General features: G+C 57.1%; 24 protein-coding genes. 9 read left to right on the top strand and 15 right to left on the bottom strand.

Translation table 11 applies throughout. The features are described from left to right. Window positions 1-21: 21 nt before the first annotated feature. The gene (gene folK, locus PL263_RS16240) at window positions 22-525 is read right to left on the bottom strand and encodes a 2-amino-4-hydroxy-6-hydroxymethyldihydropteridine diphosphokinase (RefSeq protein WP_278210346.1); all 504 of its coding nucleotides are present in this window, start codon (window positions 523-525) and stop codon (window positions 22-24) included. After that, the gene (gene pcnB, locus PL263_RS16235) at window positions 522-1,874 is read right to left on the bottom strand and encodes a polynucleotide adenylyltransferase PcnB (RefSeq protein ID WP_278210345.1); all 1,353 of its coding nucleotides are present in this window, start codon (window positions 1,872-1,874) and stop codon (window positions 522-524) included. Before pcnB ends, folK begins: the two co-directional genes overlap by 4 nt. 273 nt (window positions 1,875-2,147) lie before the next feature. Between pcnB and PL263_RS16230 the strand changes: the two genes are divergently transcribed. The 3 genes from PL263_RS16230 (at window position 2,148) to PL263_RS16220 (ending at window position 3,239) form a co-directional block, all read left to right on the top strand. Next, on the top strand, window positions 2,148-2,327 hold the full coding sequence (locus PL263_RS16230; protein WP_140912768.1) for a hypothetical protein: 180 nt from the start codon (window positions 2,148-2,150) through the stop codon (window positions 2,325-2,327). Window positions 2,328-2,402: 75 nt separating this feature from the next. Further along, on the top strand, window positions 2,403-2,792 hold the full coding sequence (locus PL263_RS16225; protein WP_278210344.1) for an RDD family protein: 390 nt from the start codon (window positions 2,403-2,405) through the stop codon (window positions 2,790-2,792). Window positions 2,793-2,852: 60 nt separating this feature from the next. Beyond that, window positions 2,853-3,239, top strand: a complete 387-nt coding sequence (locus PL263_RS16220; protein ID WP_140912770.1) for a hypothetical protein — start codon at window positions 2,853-2,855, stop codon at window positions 3,237-3,239. 76 nt (window positions 3,240-3,315) lie between these two features. Here the strand turns inward: PL263_RS16220 and lptG are convergent, their stop codons facing one another. Together lptG and lptF are read right to left on the bottom strand one after the other, a co-directional pair. After that, window positions 3,316-4,383 (bottom strand): LPS export ABC transporter permease LptG, encoded by a 1,068-nt coding sequence (gene lptG / locus PL263_RS16215; RefSeq protein WP_140912771.1) that lies wholly within the window; start codon window positions 4,381-4,383, stop codon window positions 3,316-3,318. After that, window positions 4,380-5,516: an LPS export ABC transporter permease LptF gene (gene lptF, locus PL263_RS16210; protein ID WP_278210343.1), complete on the bottom strand. Its 1,137-nt coding sequence runs from the start codon at window positions 5,514-5,516 to the stop codon at window positions 4,380-4,382. The genes lptG and lptF overlap by 4 nt, the downstream gene beginning before the upstream one ends. Window positions 5,517-5,612: 96 nt before the next feature. On the opposite strand from lptF, the gene PL263_RS16205 reads away from it, so the two are divergent. Next, window positions 5,613-7,097: a leucyl aminopeptidase gene (locus tag PL263_RS16205; RefSeq protein ID WP_278210341.1), complete on the top strand. Its 1,485-nt coding sequence runs from the start codon at window positions 5,613-5,615 to the stop codon at window positions 7,095-7,097. A 47-nt stretch (window positions 7,098-7,144) separates the two neighbouring features. Beyond that, the gene (locus PL263_RS16200; protein WP_278210340.1) at window positions 7,145-7,597 is read left to right on the top strand and encodes a DNA polymerase III subunit chi; all 453 of its coding nucleotides are present in this window, start codon (window positions 7,145-7,147) and stop codon (window positions 7,595-7,597) included. 513 nt (window positions 7,598-8,110) lie between these two features. Here PL263_RS16200 and PL263_RS16195 read toward each other — a convergent pair. The 3 genes from PL263_RS16195 to PL263_RS16185 all read right to left on the bottom strand — a co-directional run bounded on the left by PL263_RS16195 (window position 8,111) and on the right by PL263_RS16185 (window position 10,508). Further along, a complete protein-coding gene (locus tag PL263_RS16195; protein WP_278210339.1) occupies window positions 8,111-8,605 on the bottom strand; it encodes a type II toxin-antitoxin system VapC family toxin in 495 nt (164 codons plus the stop codon). Between the two features lie 62 nt (window positions 8,606-8,667). Beyond that, window positions 8,668-9,189: a YcxB family protein gene (locus tag PL263_RS16190; RefSeq protein ID WP_278210337.1), complete on the bottom strand. Its 522-nt coding sequence runs from the start codon at window positions 9,187-9,189 to the stop codon at window positions 8,668-8,670. Window positions 9,190-9,209: 20 nt separating this feature from the next. After that, window positions 9,210-10,508, bottom strand: coding sequence for an NAD(P)/FAD-dependent oxidoreductase (locus PL263_RS16185; RefSeq protein ID WP_278210336.1), 1,299 nt, complete (start codon window positions 10,506-10,508; stop codon window positions 9,210-9,212). A 244-nt stretch (window positions 10,509-10,752) separates the two neighbouring features. Here PL263_RS16185 and PL263_RS16180 point away from each other — a divergent pair, with 244 nt between their 5' ends. Beyond that, window positions 10,753-11,265: a septal ring lytic transglycosylase RlpA family protein gene (locus PL263_RS16180; protein ID WP_278210335.1), complete on the top strand. Its 513-nt coding sequence runs from the start codon at window positions 10,753-10,755 to the stop codon at window positions 11,263-11,265. Between the two features lie 49 nt (window positions 11,266-11,314). Here the strand turns inward: PL263_RS16180 and PL263_RS16175 are convergent, their stop codons facing one another. The 5 genes from PL263_RS16175 to PL263_RS16155 form a co-directional block, all read right to left on the bottom strand. Next, a complete protein-coding gene (locus tag PL263_RS16175) occupies window positions 11,315-11,971 on the bottom strand; it encodes a PEP-CTERM sorting domain-containing protein (RefSeq protein ID WP_278210334.1) in 657 nt (218 codons plus the stop codon). A 193-nt stretch (window positions 11,972-12,164) separates the two neighbouring features. Continuing rightward, entirely contained in the window at window positions 12,165-12,761 is a 597-nt protein-coding gene (locus PL263_RS16170) for a DUF4166 domain-containing protein (RefSeq protein ID WP_278210333.1), read from the bottom strand. A gap of 3 nt (window positions 12,762-12,764) precedes the next feature. Further along, on the bottom strand, window positions 12,765-13,238 hold the full coding sequence (locus tag PL263_RS16165; protein ID WP_278210332.1) for a DUF2269 domain-containing protein: 474 nt from the start codon (window positions 13,236-13,238) through the stop codon (window positions 12,765-12,767). Next, window positions 13,235-14,521, bottom strand: a complete 1,287-nt coding sequence (locus PL263_RS16160; protein WP_278210331.1) for an NAD(P)H-binding protein — start codon at window positions 14,519-14,521, stop codon at window positions 13,235-13,237. Before PL263_RS16160 ends, PL263_RS16165 begins: the two co-directional genes overlap by 4 nt. A 250-nt stretch (window positions 14,522-14,771) precedes the next feature. Beyond that, window positions 14,772-15,785 carry a helix-turn-helix domain-containing protein gene (locus PL263_RS16155; protein WP_278210330.1) on the bottom strand — a complete coding sequence of 338 codons (1,014 nt, stop codon included), beginning with the start codon at window positions 15,783-15,785 and terminating at the stop codon, window positions 14,772-14,774. A 132-nt stretch (window positions 15,786-15,917) separates the two neighbouring features. Here PL263_RS16155 and PL263_RS16150 point away from each other — a divergent pair, with 132 nt between their 5' ends. Then, the gene (locus PL263_RS16150; protein WP_278210328.1) at window positions 15,918-16,505 is read left to right on the top strand and encodes a Uma2 family endonuclease; all 588 of its coding nucleotides are present in this window, start codon (window positions 15,918-15,920) and stop codon (window positions 16,503-16,505) included. Window positions 16,506-16,527: 22 nt separating this feature from the next. Here PL263_RS16150 and PL263_RS16145 read toward each other — a convergent pair whose 3' ends face one another. From PL263_RS16145 to rluD, 3 genes are read right to left on the bottom strand one after another with little or no spacing between them, the layout of a single operon-like run. Further along, window positions 16,528-17,361 (bottom strand): ZIP family metal transporter, encoded by an 834-nt coding sequence (locus PL263_RS16145; protein WP_278210327.1) that lies wholly within the window; start codon window positions 17,359-17,361, stop codon window positions 16,528-16,530. Continuing rightward, window positions 17,358-18,086 (bottom strand): peptidoglycan editing factor PgeF, encoded by a 729-nt coding sequence (pgeF, locus tag PL263_RS16140; RefSeq protein WP_278210326.1) that lies wholly within the window; start codon window positions 18,084-18,086, stop codon window positions 17,358-17,360. The genes PL263_RS16145 and pgeF overlap by 4 nt, the downstream gene beginning before the upstream one ends. Continuing rightward, window positions 18,067-19,017, bottom strand: a complete 951-nt coding sequence (gene rluD / locus PL263_RS16135; RefSeq protein ID WP_140913489.1) for a 23S rRNA pseudouridine(1911/1915/1917) synthase RluD — start codon at window positions 19,015-19,017, stop codon at window positions 18,067-18,069. Before rluD ends, pgeF begins: the two co-directional genes overlap by 20 nt. Window positions 19,018-19,100: 83 nt before the next feature. Between rluD and PL263_RS16130 the strand changes: the two genes are divergently transcribed. Continuing rightward, the gene (locus tag PL263_RS16130) at window positions 19,101-19,946 is read left to right on the top strand and encodes an outer membrane protein assembly factor BamD (protein WP_278210325.1); all 846 of its coding nucleotides are present in this window, start codon (window positions 19,101-19,103) and stop codon (window positions 19,944-19,946) included. Window positions 19,947-19,992: 46 nt separating this feature from the next. Next, window positions 19,993-21,171 carry a hypothetical protein gene (locus PL263_RS16125; RefSeq protein WP_278210324.1) on the top strand — a complete coding sequence of 393 codons (1,179 nt, stop codon included), beginning with the start codon at window positions 19,993-19,995 and terminating at the stop codon, window positions 21,169-21,171. Window positions 21,172-21,199: the final 28 nt, after the last annotated feature.

Here is a 21,199-nt window from a genome sequence, read left to right as displayed (position 1 = left end):
TTGCGGTATCGGCGTAAAGTTTCACGGCTCCAGCCTCTGTAAACCAGCCTGAGGGCAAGCAGCCAGCAAGTCCGCCAGCGGCCCGAACCCTGGGATAGGCAAATCGGCCGGCGCGATGTCGGCCAACGGATACAGCACAAATCCCCGTTTCGCCATTTCCGGGTGCGGTACGACCAACTGTGCTTCGGTGATTATGCTTGCCCCGTAAAGCAGAATATCCAGGTCCAGCGTCCTTGCCCCCCAGCGAACCAAGCGCAAACGGCCATGGGCGGTTTCGATAGCCTGTAATTGGCTCAGCAACTCGGCTGCCGCCAGACTCGTGGATATTTTCATCACCGCGTTGACAAAGTCGGGCTGATCCTGCGGGCCAACCGGCGTGCTAAGGTACAGCGACGAGAAGGCCAATTCGGCGACGCCGGCTAGCGTCGCGATCTCGGTCCGCGCTTGCTTGAGTTGTTCGACCGGATTGTCCAGATTGCTTCCCAGGCCGATATAGGCTTCGACGCCGGGATTCAGCGCCGTCATTGCGGATTGGCGACCGGCTTGGTTCGAGAGCGGTAGCGGCCGGATTTGCGGTTGCGCGGTTTACCGCCGCCGGATTTGCCGGGCGCAGTCATTTGTTTGCGCAATTCCTCGTCGGCCTCCTGGAACTGCGCCCACCATTCCACCAGTTGCGGATCGGCGCCGCCGGTTTCCGCCCGCAACTGAAAGAAATCGTAAGCCGCCCTGAATTTAGGCTGCTCCAGCAAGCGATACGGCCGGGTGCCGACGGTGCGGGCAAACTTGGGCTGCATGAACCAGACGTCGCGCATCGACTGCGTGATGTGTCTGGGCATTGCGGTGATTTTGATTTGGCGCGCCAAAACTTCGTTGGCGGCGTTTTGGTAAGCCAGCGTCTCGTTTTCGCCGTTGCCGATGCGCTTTTGCGCGGCGACTTGCAGCGGCTCCCACAGCAGTGCGGCCAGCAGAAAATAAGGCGTCAGCGTCTTGCCGTCGTTATAGCGCCGGTCGGAGTTTTCCAGCGCTCGAATCAAAAACAGACGCGGAAAGTCCTGTTCCTGGGTAGTCAGACAGCGCTCGGTCTCCGGGAACAAAATTCCGAACAAGCCGTAATGCCGGAGCATTTCGAAGGTTTGCAAACCGTAACCGGCCAAAAACAGCTTTAATACCTCATCGTAAAGCCGGGCGGAGGGAATGCTTTTCAGCAAGTCGGCCTGGGCGTGAATCGGTTTCTCGGTGTCGGGATGCAGCGTAAAGCCCAATTTGACGGCAAAGCGAATGGCTCTGATCATCCGCACCGGATCTTCCCGGTAACGGACTTCCGGATCGCCGATCAGGCGCAACACCCCGGCCGCGTGGTCCTGCATACCGCCGGTGTAATCGACCACCGAAAAATCCCGGATGTTGTAATACAGGGCGTTGACCGTGAAATCGCGACGCCAGACGTCTTCTTCCAACGTTCCGAACACGTTGTCGCGCAGCAAGCGGCCGTCTTCGTGCACCACTTGGCGGTCGGATTCCTCGTTATCGGAGCCGCCGCGAAAGGTGGCGACTTCGATGATTTCCCGGCCGAAGAAGACATGGGCCAAGCGGAAGCGGCGGCCAATAATGCGGCAATTGCGGAATATTTGTTTCACCTGCTCCGGGCTGGCGTTGGTCGCCACATCGAAATCCTTGGGCTCCCGTCCCAGCAGCAAGTCCCGCACGCAACCGCCGACCAGATAGGCTTCGAAATCGGCTTTTTTCAAGCGCGTCAATACCTTGAGTGCGTTCTCGCTGATTTGGGTGCGGGAGATGCAGTGCTCGGAACGCGGATAAATCTTCGCTCTATCGGCAACGACCGGCTCACTGACCGATGGTGCGGCCAAACTCACGGGTGCAAAGATCTTTTTGATGAAGCTAAAAATAATTGTATTCCTTTAATTGATTGAAACCTGCCAAACCGTGTGGCTGCAGCACGCGCAGCTATCAGGCTTTATCATAACACCTCGCCAGAATTAAGCTCAATCGAGCACTTTCTTTTACATTCCCTTGTGTTGAATGTAGAATTCGACCATGCGCCGCGTACCGGCGTAATACCTTGAATACCAGTCAAGCCCGCACCCATTCGTCAGGCCGCGGGCACTTTACTTCGGAGTGTGGAGCGTATGTTTAAAAAGATGTTGCTGGGCTTTGTCGACCGCCCATTGTTCACCAGCCTGTTTGTTGCCGATTTCGCGATCTTGCTGTTCCATCGGCCGCCTTTCGTGTTTTCCATCGCCATGGTCGGCGCATTGGTCGGAATGAGCATGTACATGGGACAAAAACTGGCCCTGTTCGAACAATAATTGCGCAGAGCAAATCCACCGAGCCAACCTGAACCCGGCGCCGCTGCCATAGCGAGGCCGGGTTTTTTACGCCGCATGGGAGCCGTCATATACGACGCACTGCTTTTGTTGGCTGTGCTGTTCCTGGCTACTGCACTGGCGCTACCCTTTAACGGCGGCGAGGCTTTCGCGGCAAGCCAAGTGTTGTACCCTATCTATCTACTGGCCGTGAGCTTTGCGTTTTACGGCTGGTTTTGGACCCATGGTGGCCAAACCCTGGGCTTAAAGGCCTGGAAAATCAAAGTCGTCTCCGCCAACGCTCAACCTGTCGGCTGGCCGCAAGCCATCCTGCGTTTTTTCAGCGCGCTGTTATCCTGGGCCTGTTTGGGCCTGGGTTTTCTCTGGTGCTTGTTCGACAAGGACCGCCAAGGCTGGCACGACCGCCTGTCCAAAACCCGCGTGGTTTACTGCGAAGAAAAGCGCTGAAGCCAAAATCGGATGTGCTATATTCCCGGCTCCATCTTCTTCATGAGCCGGGAGCACACAATGAAAACAATAACAATAGCCCTATCCCTGTTTGCCGCATTGACCGCCGCCAATGCCGTTGCCGACGTGAAGTTGGCGGACAACGCCAAGCTGTTGGGTAAATGGCAGGTCACTGCCGAATCCCTCGCCCTGGATAGAGAGAAAAAACCGCTCCGAGTAACCTGGGAATTTCAAAAAGACGGCACATTGGTCACCACCGGCGAAGATGCCCGTAGCGGCATCGGCGAAATGACCATTCCGATTAAATACAGCGTGGCCGACGGCTTGATCAAAAAACAAGTCACTCCGGGCCGGGAAAAATACGAAGACTGCGCCGTCGTGGAACTGGACGAAAAAGATATGGTATTGAAATGTAAATTTCTCTATCTGTTCATGACCCGCAAATAAAACCCGCTTTCGCTCGAGCCGGTTGCCGCAGAGCAACCGGCGCCTTCGGCCAGATTCCACTCACTATGCACCTGCCTTAGCTGGCCCGTTTCACCGCGTACAACGCGCAACAAAACACCAAGGTACTCGGCAACATTGCCATCAACATCGGATTCATGTCGTAAACCAAACCGACATGGCCGGCAATCCGGTCGAAAATATTGAAGGTCATGCCGATCACAATACCCATCATGATCCGCGCTCCGGTACTGACGCCGCGGCCGATGCCGATCACGAACGGCGCCGAGACCATCAACATCACGAAGGTGACGAACGGATTAATCAACCGGCTCCAAAACGCCAGCTCGTAACTTTGCGACTTCTGATTGTTCTGCTTCAGAAAATCGATATACATGAACAGATCGTACAGCGACAGGTTGTCGGAATTGACCACGGCCACTTTCAGCAGATCGGAGTCTATCCCAGAACGCCAAGCCTGCTGCTCCTGAGCGCCGGCGAGTATTTGCTGCGGCGTGACTTCCGAATGTTTGACCCCCTCCAACCGCCATTGCTTGTCGCCGAGAAACTGGGCGTGCTCGGCCTGAGTCACGCGCTGCAGATGTTTATCCTCGCCGACATCGTAAATCCGCACGTCAGCCAATGACCCGTCGTCCAGAATTTTGCGGACATTGATAAAACTGTCGCCTTCCCGCAGCCACATACCGTATTGGGACCGCATCACCACGCCGTCGTGCAACGCCGTCGTTTTCAGCAACTGCGCGGCGCGTTCGCAAGGCGGTGCGACGAATTCGCCGACCAGGACCGCAACCACCACCAACACCAGCCCGGCCAGCATAATGGTGCGGATGATCCAGGCCACCGACAGTCCGGCACCGCGCATCGCGACGATTTCCCGGTTGTTAGCCATCGCCCCGACCACAAACAGGCTACCCAACAGTGCCGAAGACGGCACCAATTCGTAAAATACCCGCGGCGAAGTCAAGGTCAGAAACCACAAAATGGTCTGCAAATTGTAGCCACCCTGACCCAAGTCCTTTAATTCGTCGCTGAAGCTGAACAGATTGAACAAGGTCAGCAACAAAATCACCGCCACCAGCGATCCTTTCACGACTTCCTTGACGATATAAAGCGTTAACACATTCATCCGGCAACCTTTCCTGTCAGACTTTGCAAGCACCAGCGCCAACCGTACAGGCGGATCAGCATCGCTATCCCCAGTAACAATAACGCCGTATCCACCCAAAAATAACCGACCCAAGCCGGCAACGCGCCGCTGATGACCCAACTATGATTGACCCGCTGCAGGTTGCCGTAGACGAAGTAAATGCCGAAGGCGACCAGCATGCTGCCGTAGATGCCGCCGCGCGGCGACAGTTTGGCCAGCGGCACTGCCAGAATCGCCAGCAACACCACCCCCAGCGGCGTATTCAAGCGGTCTTGAACTTCCGCAATGTCGCGCAATTCCGGCGACACCCACAAGGCCCGGGTCGGGATCGCCTCCCGGCCCAGACTCAACACCGTGACTTTCTTTTCGATCAATACCGAATATTCCTGGAAGGCTTCGATCACGAAATCCTTATTGCCGGGTACGCCCATCACCCGCTGGCCGTTTTCCAACACTAAATACAAACCGCCCGGCAGATTTTTCAGCCAACCCGATTCGGCATTGACCACGCCGAGCTTGCCGCCCTGCTTGTTTTGCACAAACACATGGTGCATGCGGCCTTCGTCGTCCACCGTTTCGGTATAGAAAATCAATTCGCCGTCGCTGTATTCGCTGAAACGGCCAGCGGAAATACCGCGGATATCGGCGTTTTGCTTGTCCTGGTGCATCAATTGTTCGGTCCGCGCCTCGGCCCACGGCGCCGCAAACATCGACAGCCCCACGCCAACCAGACTGAGCGGAACCACCAGCAAGAATACCGACCGGTAAATCGTGAACGCCCCGCCGCCGGCCGAGGAAATGGCCGACATTTCCTGTTCGCGGTACATTCGTCCCAATACCATCAACACCGCCATGAACAAGGCGGCCGGTAAAAAGGCCGTGGTGGCAATCACGATTTTCATGCCCAGCAAGGTCATCACCGTCTCATTGGCGATATTACCCTCAATGGCCTGTGCCAGCACCCGAATGAATTTGCGGCTGACGATAATCACCACCAGCACGGTCAGCACCGCCGTGACCGTGAAAAACAACTCCTTGATGATCATTTTATCCAGCACGGTCAACAGCCGAAACGGCCGGCCGGAACTGGGCATTGTGCGCTCGACGCTCAAAGACTCTCTCCCGATATTCTCATGTATAATCGGTCGCAATACCGCTGCAACCGGCAGAAACCCTCAATCCAAGACACTTGATAGTGGATGTATCAAATGGACTATTCTATAGAAAGCGCCCCCTTAGACAAACTGCAAAGCGATTGCCTGCTGCTGGGTATCTACGAAAACCAGCAACTCAGCCCGGCGGCCGCGGCCATGGATGCGGCGCAGGGCGGCCTGATCGGCAAACTGATCGCGCGGGGCGACATCAAGGGCAAAAACGCCGAAACCCTGTTGGTCAACAACCTGGCGGACGCTAATATCGCCCGCATCGTCCTGGTCGGCTTCGGCGAGCGCGGCAAAGTCAGCCGCAAACAATACCGTAAGGCGTTGGCCGCCGCGGCCAAAACCGTTAAAGACAGCAAAGTACAAAACGCCTGTAGCGCGTTGCTGGATATCGATGTCGACGCTGCCGACAACCAATGGCAAGCCCGGCAAATCGTCGAAGTCTTCAACGACGGCCTGTACCAGTACAGCGCCACTAAAAAAATCGACGATAAAATCCCGCTGCAACAACTAAGCATTCTCGCCAACGACAGCCAAAAAGCCGCCGCAACAACCGGATTGCAGCAAGGCGTCGCGATCGCCCTGGGCGTGGAGCTGACCAAGCAATTGGCCGACCTGCCAGGCAACATCTGCACCCCGACCTATCTGGCCGAACAAGCCTTGGCGCTGGCCGGCCAGCACGAACTGTTGAGCTGCGAAATTCTGGAAGAAAGCGACATGGAAGCGCTGGGCATGGGCTCGTTCCTGTCGGTGACCCGCGGCAGCCGCCAGCCGGCCAAACTGATCTGCCTGGAGTACCGGGGCGGCGACAAAAACGCCAAACCCATCGTGCTGGTCGGCAAAGGCCTGACCTTCGACGCCGGCGGCATTTCCTTGAAACCCGGCCAGGGCATGGACGAAATGAAATACGACATGTGCGGCGGCGCCAGCGTGCTGGGTATCATCCGCGCCGCCAGCCTGTTGAATTTGAAACTGAACATCGTCGGCCTGGTGCCGTCCTCGGAAAACCTGCCGGACGGCGCCGCCAACAAACCGGGCGACATCTGGACCAGCATGTCCGGCAAGACCATCGAAATCTTGAACACCGATGCCGAAGGCCGCCTGATCCTGTGCGACACGCTGACCTATGCCAAAAAATACAACCCGGACGTGATCATAGACATGGCGACCTTGACCGGCGCCTGCATCGTCGCCTTAGGCCGGGTGCCGAGCGGCTTGTTCGGCAACGACGACAAACTCTGCAACGAACTGATCGGCGCCGGCGAAACCGCCTGCGATTTGCTGTGGCGGATGCCGATCTGGGAAGAATACCAGGAACAACTGAAATCCAATTTCGCCGACTTGGCCAACATCGGCGGCCCGGACGGCGGCAGCATCACCGCAGCGGTGTTCCTGTCCAAATTCGCCGAGGAATACCGTTGGGCCCACATCGACATCGCCGGCACCGCCTGGCGCACCGGCGCCAACAAGGGCGCCACCGGCCGGCCGGTGCCGTTGTTGGTGCAATACCTGCTGAACCGGGCTCAGGCCTGATTCACCTCAACCGGGAGCGGCGGCCGCGCCGCTCCGCCTAAACCGCCATGACCGCCGCCACCGACAGCGCACTGCCTGAAGTCAGTTTCTACGTGCTCGGCACGCACGACCAGCAGCAACGCCAGGAATTCGCCTGCAAATTGATCGAGAAAATCTACCGTAGCGGCTTTTTCTGCTACGTGCTGGCCGAATCGGCCGAGCAGGCGGAGCAAATCGACAAAGCCTTGTGGACCTTCCGCGCCGGCAGCTTCGTACCGCATCAAATCTACCGCGGCTTGCCGCCGCAATTTCCCGGCACGGTTTTGATCGGCGGCAGCGAGATCCCGGACGCCTGGCGCGGCGTAATCGTCAACCTGTCGTCGGCGTTCCCGCCCGCCGAACCGCCAACCGAACGGATTCTGGAAATATTGGACAACAGCGAGGAGTCCAAACAAGCCGGCCGCCAGCGTTACCGGCATTACCAACAGTTGGGTTTATCGATCAACACTCACAAAATGTAGGGTGGGTCGCTAGTGCCCACGCGTTAAAGCCTTGAAAGTGGCGGACAAAGCTTTTCTGTCCACGGATAAGAGGAATAGTCCCAATGCCGCGTGGGCACAAAAACCGTGCCCACCCTACGAAACTAATCGTACCTACGAGTTCTAATCGTACCTACGAGTTCTACGGGCAACCGAAATCGGGATGGTTTTATTCCCGTATGCTGCGCCGAGCACCGGAGCTTTTGAACGGTTCAGCCCGCAGGGGCGCCGCAGGGATGCGGCGCGTTGCCGAAGGGGCAGGAAGCCCCTTTCGGCAACCCCATTCAAAAGCGAGGAGCGCAGGGAACAAGCAGCATCCGGGTCGCCTTTTCTTTGGATACTTTCTTTTGGCGACGCAAAAGAAAGTATCTCGGCCGTCGGGCCGAGACCCGACTTTAAAACCAACCGTCGCGTTAGCGACACCACAAATGAAAGCTTATTGACCCCGTGTTGGGTACAAAAACCGTGCCCACCCTGCATCATGACTGACATAACTCATTCTGGCGCGGGCTCAAGCATGAGGTTCCAGGGACGAAGGCCTTCTAACTTTGCAGCCTCTGCAAGCTCTTTGTCACCGGTAACAAGAACGGTTGCCGATTCATTTACGAGTACGGAGAAGTATCCCTTCTTGACGCTCAATATTTGAAATGCATCTGAAAGATCTAGCTTATTCCTCTCAGCGACTGCTTTAGCATCCATAAAGGTCAATGGATCAGTGAAGTCTAGATCTTTGATCCTTGAGGACGATGCTCCGTACCAGGCTGTAAGTCGAAATGCAGCTTCAAGGTATTGATCTAGGGTGAGCAAGCCTTTGTGCTTCCATTTTCCTTTAAGAACGTTCATCGCCTCATAGAAGCAAAATGGTGTGGTGTATTTTGTAGGGCGAGTATGGAAGTACGCTCTTACAACACTCGACCCCGGCTCATCGGAGTACACCTTTACGAGCGCCGATGCGTCAAAGAAATCGGCTCGTGCCGTGTGACTGTTCATAGACTATGTCTGACAATTAGCTATGTAGTTTCAGTATTCTCCAGATATACGGAAAAGTATCATCACCCCGCCCTCTCAATCATCCCCTCAACCTGCTTGGCGAACGCTTTCAAATCGCCTTTCTTGACCGTGGCGCGCGGAATGACGATGGCCGCGTCGATATCGACGTAGATGTAGACGTAATCCTTGTGCTTTTCGACCCGCAGCATGTCTTTCCACGGGGTTTTGCTTTTGCCGCCGGGGGCGCGTTCCTGCAGGAATTCCGGTTCGATCGTCAAATGGTGTTTGCCGAACAGGGCTTTCTTTTCCGCTTCGGTGTATTTGTTGAAAAACTGCCGGCGCATGTCGATCTTCATGATAAACGGCGAGGCAATTGCCCAGGCCAGCGCCAACACCGTGATGTAGGCGGTGGTTTTCATGTCCACGTAATACACGTAGTAAAACAGCGCAATCGCCATCATCACGCCCGGCGCGAAGATGCGGTTCTGGCGGATTTTTTTCTGCATTTCCGGGTCGCTTTTCAGGCGCAGTTCGTTGAAATGGACCAGATCTTCTTCGCGGAATTCGTATTCGATATCTAACATGGATAAGCTCGGTTAAGGGATTAATGCATTTTCATTTTGGCATGGGTACTGCGCCGGAACAGGTTCGACAAGGTCAGCATCGCGGTGCGGAAATAGCCGTGGATCGCTACCTGGTGCATTTTGTACAAGGACAGATACACCATGTAGGCGATGAAGCCGCCGACGCTGACGGTGCCCATCAAACTGCCCATCAGGCTGCCGACGGTGCTGAATTTGCCCAGCGACACCAGCGAGCCGTAATCGCGGTAGACGAATTTGACACCCGGTTTGCCTTTCAGACGGTTCACAATGGACTTGGCGACGGCAGATGCCATTTGATGGGCGGATTGGGCGCGCGGCGGCACGTTGCCGCCATGGCCGACCCATTCACAGGCGGCGCAATCGCCGATCGCAAAGATATCCGGATCGCTGGTCTGCAGGGTTTGGTCAACCACCAATTGATTGATGTGGTTGGTTTCCAGGCCGTCCAGGTTTTTCATCCAGTCCGGCGCCTTGATGCCGGCCGCCCAGACTTTTAAATCCGCTTCGAATACTTCGCCGTCGTAGGTGTGCACTTCGGTTTCGGTCACTTCGGTAACTTTACGGCCCAGTTTCAGCTGAATACCGAGTTTGATCAGTTGCTCCTGGGTAGCCTGCGACAAGCGCGGCGGCAATGCCGGCAACAACTGGGTGGCGGCTTCGATGATGGTGATGTTGACGTCTATCGACCCCTCTAAGCCGTAAGTGGCCAGTAATTTGGTCACGTGGTGCAGCTCGGCGGACAATTCCACCCCCGTCGCCCCGGCGCCAATAATCACGATAGACAACGGCTTGTCACGCTGACGACTCTGGTTGGCGTAGGACTGAACGTAGTAGGTTTCCACCAACTGTTTCTGGAAACGGAAAGCTTCCTTGGTGGTATCGATGAATCGACAATATTTATCGACGCCCTTAATGCCGAATGTATTGCTGACGCTGCCGACCGCCATTACCAGCGTGTCGTACTTGAACCGGCGTTGCGGAATGATCTCTTCGCCTTGCTTATTGGTAATCGAGCTGACGATGATTTCCTTGTTTGCCCGATTTAACGCCTCCATTTTGCCGAACAGAAAACGGAAATGATTGCTGTGCGCCTGAGCCATGTACTCGATTTCTTCGGCCTCGGCCAGCGTACCGGAGGCCACTTCGTGCAATAAAGGCTTCCAGATATGAGTCGATGCGGCGTCAAGTAAGGTAATTTCGGCCTTGCCGGCTTTACCGAGCTTCTGCCCCAGTTCCGTGGCCAATTCCAGACCGGCCGCGCCACCGCCGACGATCAATATCTTGTGTTTTTCCGCCATGCTGTTCCCCCCACGAGTGATGCCCGGCCTAATCAGGCACAGAATGCGCCGTCCCTGCGTTGTTTTGAATTCCCTTGCTCGCGGCATTATAACCAATCGCATCCCGGCTGGCCGATTTTGACGGGCTGCGCCGCGCGCCGACGCCGGAGTAGCGTTCCAGTCGATGCGGACGGCACAAGTTTTTAATAAACCGTTAAGTTTGGCAAACGACCATGCCGCCGAGTCCTTTGGAAAAGGACCGACTATGTTCAACCACTTAAATTACGACATGGCTTCGAAATATCTGCCGCTGAGGCTACTGGCTTCGATAATGTTACTGGCCGGATGCGCCTCCGAACCGCCGCTGCCGCCTTCGGATTCGCAGGCACAATTACCGTCTTACCGCGATCAGGCGCTGTATAACCAGCCTTACACGGTAAAAGGCAAAACTTATTTTCCGTTGCTGAGCCGGCACGGTTACCGGGAAGTCGGGCTGGCGTCCTGGTACGGCGCCGAATCGGGCGATCGCACCGCCAACGGCAACCGTTTCAAACCCAACGGCCTGACCGCCGCCCACAAGACGCTGCCGATACCGTCCAAAGTCAGGGTCACCAATCTGGCAAACGGCCGCCATATCGATGTCACGGTCAACGACCGCGGCCCGTTCGTCGCCGATCGCTTGATCGACTTATCGCACGGTGCCGCCAAACGCATCGGCGTTAACGGCTTGGCGCAAGTGTCGGTGGAAATTCTGGATGCCTCGCCCGGCTCGCGCTGAGCGGGGCGAAGCCGAAACATAACCGCGCGGTAGCGGTTAAAGAAGGCGGTTAGCGGAACGCGCGTCGCCGGGCTGCGACAAAACCGGCAAGCGCCGAACCGAATAGCCAGACCGCTCCCGGCAGCGGCACGACCTGCACCGCGGCATTCACGCTATCCGGCGCGAAATCGGAAATCTGGCCGAAACCGGCCGGTTGCGAACCGTCCCGCGGCCACAGGTTCCAGGTATATCCGGACTTACTGAAACCGGCGGACGGCAGCCAACTGCCCAAGATGTCCAGACTCAATTTAGCGCCGTCGATTACGGCCGTACCTGCTGCGAACGGCGTCGAAACGACCGGTTGCGGCACTAACAGATTCACCGCGCCGCTGCCGTTGGTATTGATCACGACTACCGAGTCGAACAATACATTCGGCAGACCGCTCGCCGCAAAGCGGCCGGTGCCGGCGCCGCGGTCGAAACCCAGTACGTAAAGGCCGCCGAGGGAGGTGCCGATTGCGGCGGCAAAGGTGCTTTCGAAATGAAACACATCGGTTTGCGGGTTGTAAGTGACCGATGCGCTAACCACATCCAAATCGCCGGCCTTACTGCCGGCATATCCGGCCAGATAGTCGCCGGTGGCATCGTTCACTACACTGGCTTGTGCCTGTACCGAAGCGCTGAACATCGCTGCGGCCACTAGTCGTTTTACAGTTGTCAATCTCATATCTCCGTCCTCTTTGGTGAATATCAATCGAATGCGGCGACCGACGCTAACCCGCGAATCGCCCATAGGTCTGACTGGTTTATCGGTTTCGGCATGAAGTTGCCGGGAGGGAGCGCGCCGTTCTGAATTCGCAAGGCAATGGAAACCAAACCCGGCGTCGCTCTAACGTTAATTCCCGGCAAGAGCCGGAAGTTCAAACCGGCGACAAATCAACGGTAGACAAACGTACCCCGGTACCAATAACTAAGACCCCACCACGGATGGCGGATTTCGAAGTCCAGATAAAATCGGTCGGTTGCGGCGCATGCTCCCTGATCGTTGCCGAGCCCAATAATAACCAGTCAGGGATCGGCACGACCCAATTGCCGCATTGCCAGAAGTGGCCTTGACTACGGTAGACCAAATCGCCGTTTTCGACCGTGACCCTTAAGCGCAGGCCGAAACCGAAGCCGATGTATTCGGCCAATTCGTTTTCGGCGACGTAGACCATCCGCGAATTGAAGCAATCGCTGCGGCCGTCCGGGTAATCCAGCCTGCGCCGCCAGCTTAGCCCAGCGGCATCGGCGGTTTTATCCACTTCGGCATGCGCCGCCGGCGCCCGCCACAACAATAAGCCGCCGAACAGATGGATTAGCCAGATTAACGGAAACAGGTAAGCCGGATAGCCGATCTGCATCGTGCCGGCCAATCCGCTACGTTCGCCGTCACCGATCCGGTAATGGCGTTGAATCGGTTCCGGCAATTGTTGCCAATCGTCACCTAACACCTGTTGCATCAATAGTTTGGACATGGCTCAACTCCACAGCGAATTGTGAAACACCATCAACGTGGTGATGCCGATCATGCCGAAAAACGCCGGCACTCCCAGCCATAACCAGATTTTGGCGTAATAGTGGTAAATCGACGGCAACGGCCGGCCTTGAGCCAGCGAATCGGCGGCGATATCGCGCATCCGGATTTGCAACACCACGACCGGCAGCCAGCACAAGCCGGTGAGCAGATACAGCAACACCGTCCACCACAACCAACCTTCGCCGAACGAGGCCGATAACTGCTCGGCCAGCAACACGCCGGTCAGCGGCTGAATGATGACGGTCGGCGTGGTGAACCACCAGTCCGCCAGCACCACGTGCTTGCTGGTAACGGCAATCGCCGCATGATCGCCGGTTTTGTCGGCCATCACTTTATAGAACACCGTGCCGGAACCCAGGCCAAACAACACGATTGCGCTCAAGATATGAATCAATTTCAAGGTCAAATAAGTCATGGCCGCTCTCCTTCCAAGATCCGGTAAACCAACAAACACATTAAAAACGGTAGATTTTTCAATAACGGCCCGAACGGGTGAAACACGAACTCCGGTAGCCGCCAGGCCACCACCAGGCTATATCCCAGCACGATATAAAACTGGCACAGCATTAGTGCGGGTAAGCGTATCCGCGCCAGGGTCATCAAACCCATTGCGATGTCCAGCGCCGCCAAACCGTATAGCGTCAGCGGCGCGGCGATGCCGCTGATGCCGGTAGCCGCCAACAAGGCGTAGCTGGCCTGATGCGGATAGAAAAATAGCGAGGTGATGCCGCTCCACAACCAGACCAAGGCAATGCTCCAGCCCAGCAATGGCCGCAAAAAGTACAAATTGGCATGCCAGCGTTCAGCTTGAGACGCAGCCTCGGCGAACATCCGCTTTGCACTCCGCGGCGGCCGGCCCAATAGCTCAATCAACGGCGCCGGATCGGCTGTGCTGCCGCGTTGCAACATCGCCAGGTTGTCCCGGCTCAGTATCGGTTCGGCCAATGCGCGGCCAAAGCCGGCAGCAATCGCCGCGTAGCGTTGCGGCAGACGCCATGCGCCGGCTCGGGATTTCCCCAGACGCAGTCTGAGGGCTTGCAGCCAATCGGCATAACTGATGGGCTCCGAACCGACCAACGCGATCGTTCGCCGCCCGCCGCAGCCCGGTTGCAGGCAGCGACATACCGCGGCGGCGACATCGTCGACGTGTATCGGTTGCAGCATCTGCGTGCCACCATCCGGTAACAGATGCACCGGCAGGGCCGCCAAGGCCTGAAACAAGGCATGGCTGCGGCCGCCGGGGCCGTAGACCAGCGACGGTTGCAAAACGAACCAATCCAAGGGCAGTTCGCGCAATGCATCGTCGGCGACTTTCTTGCTCAAGTGGTACGCCGAGGCGGCCTGATCGTCGGCACCTAAGGCCGAGAGTTGCACGATCTTGCTAACGCCGGCCATGGCGCCGGCCCGAAATAGTGCAATCGGACTTTGGCTATGCAATTGCTGAAAACTTTGCCGCGGACCGGGGGCGATGATGCCGACACAATTGACGATCGCATCGATGCCTTGCAAATGCGGTAACCAGTTTTCGATTTGGTCAGCCTCGGCAAAATCCAGCGCCAGCGGCGTCAGCAGCGGACTTTCAATCCGCAAACGCTGCGGCTGCCGGATGCACGCCGTCACGCGGTGCCCCTGCTCCAATAACGCCAGCGCAATCGCACGGCCGATAAAGCCGGTGGCGCCGGTTAACAGGATGTTCATAACCGCCTCCCGCGCGTCGGTTCGGAAATTGGCGGACAGGCCAGCCGCAGGCGAGGTAAGCACCAATTGATCAGTGAAAAATTCATGGCTTTGCTCCAAAAGTTGAGGGAGGGCTCAGCTTAAGCCGAACCAAAGGCCGTAACTTCCGGAGTGATAGGACTGGAATAAAAAATTCCGCGCTAAAATTAAACCTATCAATTACAACAGGTTATATTTTTACAAAATGATAAAACCGGAGTTCTTGCCGGATTCAGGAAGGCGGTGGCGCGTGGATTTTCCGGTATTGTCCCGGCGCCATGCCGACAATTTCCCGAAATGCGGCATAAAAATTAGATTGGGTGCTAAACCCCACCGTCAGCCCGATCGACAATACCGACGCCTCCGGTTCGGTAACGAGCAGCTGTTTGGCGTCTTCGATGCGTTGTTCGCGGATATAGCGGGAAAAGCCCTGGCGACATTCGGTATTGATCAGTTCCGACAATTGGTGCTGGCTCAACGTCAATTGCTCGGCCAGCAAGGCCAGATTCAAGGTATCCAGCCGGTAAAGTTTGTCTTGCCGCATCAAGCGCTCCAGCTCGGCCAGCTTCTTCGGTTTATCCACGTTTTTCAAGGTCGATTCGGCGTACGCCGCCTGCACGGCCTCCGCCACGTCGGCGGTAATCGCCGGGAAACGCAACAAGGTCAGCGTCACGGCAAAAAACGCCAGGCCGACCAATATGCTGTAGGCCTGGATGAAATCGGCCGTCACTAACAGCGGCCAGATGAATCCCAACACCAATACGGCAACCGCGATCGCGAACAAGGTTGCGAGCGCGACCAGTTCCAGCCGAAACCGCCGGCGTTCCGCACGCAAGCGGTACACGGCATGTGCCAGCCAGATCAAATACGCGCTGCCGAGCAAAAATGCGCCGGGCACTGCGAGCGGTTGCGGCAATAAGGGGCAGAGCGGCAGTGGCGCGGCGTGCAACAGGTCTCGCCAACGGTATTGCACGTCGGCCTGCAGCAGATGCCGGCTGAAGAAATAAAAACTGGGAGCGACCAGATAAAGCGCTACCCAATAAGCTGCCACATGCAAAACATCGAAAGCCTGAGTCAGCCAAGCCAGGTGCGCAGTTTGGATCGCGACCAAACCGGCAATCAGCACAAACCCGGCACATCGCGCAGGCCAAAATAGAGACTCACGGCTTTGCAATAAATTGTCGGCAACCAGCAGCAGGGCGGCGCCGAACGAGAATCCGATACTTAACAGGGCTGCAATCTGCATCAAAACCGCCGAAATCGCAAAATCCAGAGTTTAGCGGCTATCGGCCGATCCGCCATTTTGCAGATCGGTCCGGACTACCGCCGGCCGGTATTAGCCGCTACAATCGCTCAATCCAATCCAGCGGAAACGGCTATGGCTTTAGCGGAAAAATTACACCTGAGCGTTGCGGACTACCTGCAAGGCGAGTTGCTCAGCGAAATCAAATACGAATATATCAACGGCGAAGTTTATGCGATGGTTGGCGTTAAACGCGCTCACGATACCGTTGCGACGAATCTGATTGCCTTTTTGCATCACCATTTACGCGGTACACCTTGCCGTGTGCATTCCGGAGAAATGAAAGTCCGCGTCCAAACCGCCAGCGACGACTGTTTCTTCTACCCGGATCTGCACGTGACCTGTTCGGCGGCGGATACGGCAGAACATTACAACGGCCGGCCGAAACTGATCATCGAAGTCTTGTCCGACGCGACCGAACGCTACGACCGGGCCGAAAAATTCCACCATTACCGCAAGCTGGAAAACCTGGAAGAATACGTCCTGGTCGCCCAAGACACGCAACGCGTCGAATGTTACCGCCGTAGCGAACAATGGGATTTGCAGCTTTACCAAGCTGGCGAGCAGGTCAGGTTCGAATCGGTCGGGTTCGAATTGCCGGTTGCCGAGATATACGAGGGGGTCGAATTTGGCGAACCGGCAACGTCGGCCGCCTCGATTTAAACCCGGACCGATCTTACAGGCGCTAAGCGACGCCCTCGAACCGGTGAGCAATCCCCTGCATCACCAGAATCAATACGACGCCGGCCAGAATAAAACCGATCTGCTGCAGCGAGGTTTTGATGTCGGTCTTTTGATGTAAAGACGGAATCAGATCGGCCACGGCGATGTAGATAAAGCTCGACGCCGCCAGCGTCAGGAAATAAGGCAGGACATCGTGCAAATCGCCGAGGCTGAAATAGGCCAGCACACCGCCGATCACCGTGGCCAGACTGGCCAGGATGTTGTAAAACAAGGCCTCGCCGCGACGGTAGCCGCTGTGCAGCAGAATCGCGAAATCGCCGACTTCCTGCGGAATTTCGTGGGCGGCCACGGCCAGGCTGGTGACAATGCCGAGCTGAACGTCGGTCAGAAACGCTGCGCCGATCAACACGCCGTCGACGAAATTATGAATGCCGTCGCCGAGGATGATGAACATGCCGGCCGGCCGGTGACCGGCTTGAGCGCCGTGGCTGTGGCCATGGTGGTGATCGTCGTGAGAATCTTCGCCGTGCGCCTCGCAGGCGTTGGAATGGCAGTGGCGCCAGACCAGCAGTTTTTCCAACACGAAAAAACCGAGAATGCCGGCCAGGATGGTCGCCGACAGCGTCGATAATTGTTGCGGCTGTACTTCCTCGAAGGCATGCGGGATCAAGCCGCAAAATGCCCCGGTCAACAACGCGCCGATGGCGAAGCTGATGCCGTGCGGTAACACGTTTTTTTGCTGAGCTTCCGGCAACAGCAAAAACACGGCTGCCGCCAGTACGCTCAAAACCCCGCCCAATGCGGTAAACAAAACGATAAACAGCAATACGCTCAAGAAACTCTCCAGATCAAACTGGCCATGCGGCCGGTGGCGGCACCGTCGCGGCGGTAGGAGTAAAATCGGGCCGGATCGGCCACGGTGCAATAATTGCCGCCGAACACCCGCTCCACGCCCAGCCCGGCCAGTTGCCGGCGCGCCAGTTGGTAAATATCGGCCAGCCATTTGCCGGGGCCATGGGCGGTGAACGCTGACGCGTGGCGGGCGTCGTCGGCCAAAAACGCCTCGCGCACCTCGGCGCCGACTTCGAAATGCTGCGGGCCGATCGCCGGCCCCAGCCAGACCGAGACCTCGCGGCAAGCCATGCCGTGCAGGGTCCGGCCGATCACGCCGGCCCGCAAGCCGCGCCAACCGGCATGCGCCGCGGCGATTTTTTCGCCGCCGTCGCCGCAAAACAATACCGGCAGGCAATCGGCGGTCAACACCGCGCAGACCACTCCGCTTTGGTCGGTATAGCTGGCATCGGCGGTCGCTAGGCCCTGCACTTGGTCGGCTTTGACCACATCGATGCCGTGCACCTGTTGCAGCCAGACCGGTTCGGCCGGCAAATCCAGCAGCTCGCGGATGATCTGCCGGTTACGCTGCACATGTTGCGGATCGTCGTTGACGTGGCCGGCCGGATTCAGGCTGGCGTAGCCGCCGATGCTGACGCCGCCGCTACGCAACGTGACTGCCGCCCGCACATTGGCCGGCAACGGCCAATCAGGCTTGATCCAGTTCATTTTCGCCCAGTAACTTGATCAGATTGGCCATGTCCTCCGGCAGCTCTTGCTCCCATTCGCAATAGTCGCCGGTCTCCGGGTGTTCCAAACCCAGTTTGGCGGCATGCAGGGCCTGGCGCTTGAAATTGCGCAACGCTTCGGCCAGGGCCGGGCCGCAATCGGCCGGCATTTGAAAGCGGCCGCCATAGACCGGATCGCCAACCAGCGGATAATTGATATGGGCCATATGCACCCGGATCTGGTGGGTACGGCCGGTTTCCAGTTTGCAGCGGATCAAGGTATGGCGCTTAAAGCGTTGTTCCAACCGATAATGGGTAATCGCTTCCTTGCCGTCGCGCCGCACTGCGTTGCGTTTGCGGTCTACCGGATGGCGGCCGATCGGCGCGTTGACCGTGCCGCCGGCGGTCATCCAGCCTTTGACCAAGGCCAGGTATTCGCGATGAATGGTGCGTTCCTGCAGTTGTTCGACCAGGCTGTTGTGCGCTTGCAAGGTCTTGGCCACCATCAGCAAGCCGCTGGTGTCCTTGTCGATCCGATGCACGATGCCGGCGCGGGGTAGAGTTTCCAGTTGCGGCGCATGGTTCAGCAAGGCATTGACCAGCGTGCCGTCCCAATTGCCCACCGCCGGGTGCACGACCAGGCCGGCCGGCTTGTTGACGATCAGCAGCGAGGCGTCTTCGTATTTAATATCTAACGGAATTTCCTGGGCGGCATATTCGATAACCCGCTCGGCTTCCGCGTCGAGTTCGATCTCCTCGCCGCCGTCCAGCTTTTCGCGGCCCTTCATGACCTCGCCGTCCACCAGCACCCGGCCGGCCTTGATCCAGGTTTGCAATTTACTGCGCGAATAATCGGGGAACACCTCGGCCAAACACTGGTCCAGCCGCATACCCGCCAGTTCCTCGGGAACCCTTGCCGTCAATATCGTCATAGTCGTTTTTAAGTTATACTCGCGGCCCAAATGCTGCCAAATGCCGCAAAAAACCAACAATATTACAACGTGTTGATAAACGTATGCGATTAGTTTTAGTAAAAACCGTTTTCGCCGCCAGCCTGATTGTGCTGCTGCCGGCGTGCGAAACCTTGGAAGCATTTTCCGGCAAGGGCTCGTCCAGCGAGAAGGAAGAGGAATACGCCGGCTGGGACGACAAAACCTTCCATGAAAAAGCCAAGGAAGCGCTGGACAACAAAAACTACTCGAAGGCGGTGACGCTTTACGAAGCGCTGGAATCGCGCTACCCCTTCGGCGACTACGCCGCCCAAGCCCAACTCAACGTCGCTTACGCTTACTACAAGAACGACGATCCGGAAGCCGCGATTGCCGCCGCCGACCGCTTCATCAAGATCCATCCGCGTAATCCGAAAGTGGATTACGCCTATTATCTGAAAGGCTTGATCAACTATAACCGCGGCATCGGCTTTATAGACCGCTTTTTGCCGACCGACTCCTCGCAACGCGATCCCGGCCCGGCCAAAGACGCTTACGACAACTTCCAGGAACTGATCCGCCGCTATCCGAATAGCGAATACGCCGCCGACGCCAAGCTGCGCATGGTCGCGTTGCGCAACAACATGGCGATGTACGAAGTCCACGTCGCCGATTACTACATGCGGCGCAAAGCCTACATCGCCGCCGTCAACCGCGCCAATTACATCGTCAAGGAATATCAGCGTACCCCGGCAGTACCGTTCGCGCTGCAAATCATGCAGGACGGCTATCGCCAATTGGGCATGGAGGAACTGGCCACCGACGCCGAACGCGTGTTCAAACTGAACTACCCGAACGGTGCGCCGCAAGGCAACTACAAGGACGAAGGTGCAATTCAAAAACTTTGGGATGCGATGGGCCTGGACCAATAAGCGGTTGAGCGCTTTATCCGTTTTAATCCGATGCGGCGGGCTGGGCTTGGTTCTCGGTTACGCTGCCGGCGCCGGCGCAACGCCGCCGCCGTTGTTTCAAAACCGCTTCTTCACGCTGTCGCAAACCAACGACCTGTTGTGCGCGACCAGCCAACAGCAATACACCCCAACCGCGGCGCTGGCCGACATCATCCGGTTCTACGAAGCCGAACACCCCGGCCTGCGCAGCCAGGCCATCGCAGTATTGACCGACCATAAAAACCAGGACCACCTGGACGACCTGACCGATTACCGCGAAGACTGCACCGGTAACGCCGCCGGCGATCTGTGCGTGTTGGAAAAATACTGGGGCGACCGCGAAGCCGCCTGGCGGGCGCTGGCCTTGTTTTACGATACCAAGACCGTGGTCAAGCACAGCGACGACTATCGCTACGAAGTGAAGCGCTTCTCCGTCGACCATTTACGCATCTTCGAAAAAGCCATCCGCAAGATTCCGGCCTTTCTGCGGCAAAACATCAGCAAGGCCAAGCCGGTGGACAAACTGGAACAGGAAATCGCCGACAAGCCCACGGCGATGCAGCAACTGATCCGCGACGCGTTCCAGGAAGATTACAAAAACAGTATCTGGCAGGACCACACCCATCCGTTGACGCTGGTGCCCGGCATCGGTTTTCGCTCGCAGACCGTGGCCCAGGTGTTCAGCGGCCAGAATCTGATCGTGTTTACCGTCAAGGCCTTCGACAAGGGCAAGGAAGGCGGCAGCTACCGCGACATCGGCGTGGAGTACCTGGTCGATTTCCGGCTGCCCATCGTGGTCCACGAGATCGCCCATACCATCGACAATTTTCATTTCTGGAACGGCGAGGACGATCTCTACTTCTTTTACAAGTACCACAAGATTTCCAACGACGCCGAGATCATGAAAATCATCGCCGAGGCCCAGTTGGCGCTGTGGCCGTCGAAATGGTTCGAAGCGTTCGAATATCTGGGTGAAGTCAATCAGGGCCGTTACGACGGCAACACCCAGGAAAAGCTGGCGGAACTGGTGGCGCAATACGTGTTGATTCCGGAACGCCTGCAACAAAGCGCGCCGGCCGCTTACCGCTGGCTGCGCGACGATATTTTCCGCGGCATCGAATACCAGGGCTACGACCGCTGCGATCGGCCGCTGACCAAGCCGCTGAATTGGTGGCAATACGCCACCGGCAAGATGCTGGGCCAATAAGCGCTTTGTGCTATGCTGCCGGCGTTTT

Origin of the sequence: Methylomonas sp. EFPC3, from assembly GCF_029643245.1 — a bacterium.
Lineage (GTDB): Bacteria > Pseudomonadota > Gammaproteobacteria > Methylococcales > Methylomonadaceae > Methylomonas > Methylomonas koyamae_B.
Note: the sequence above shows the minus strand (reverse complement) of the source record. Positions and strands in the feature narration are given on the sequence as shown.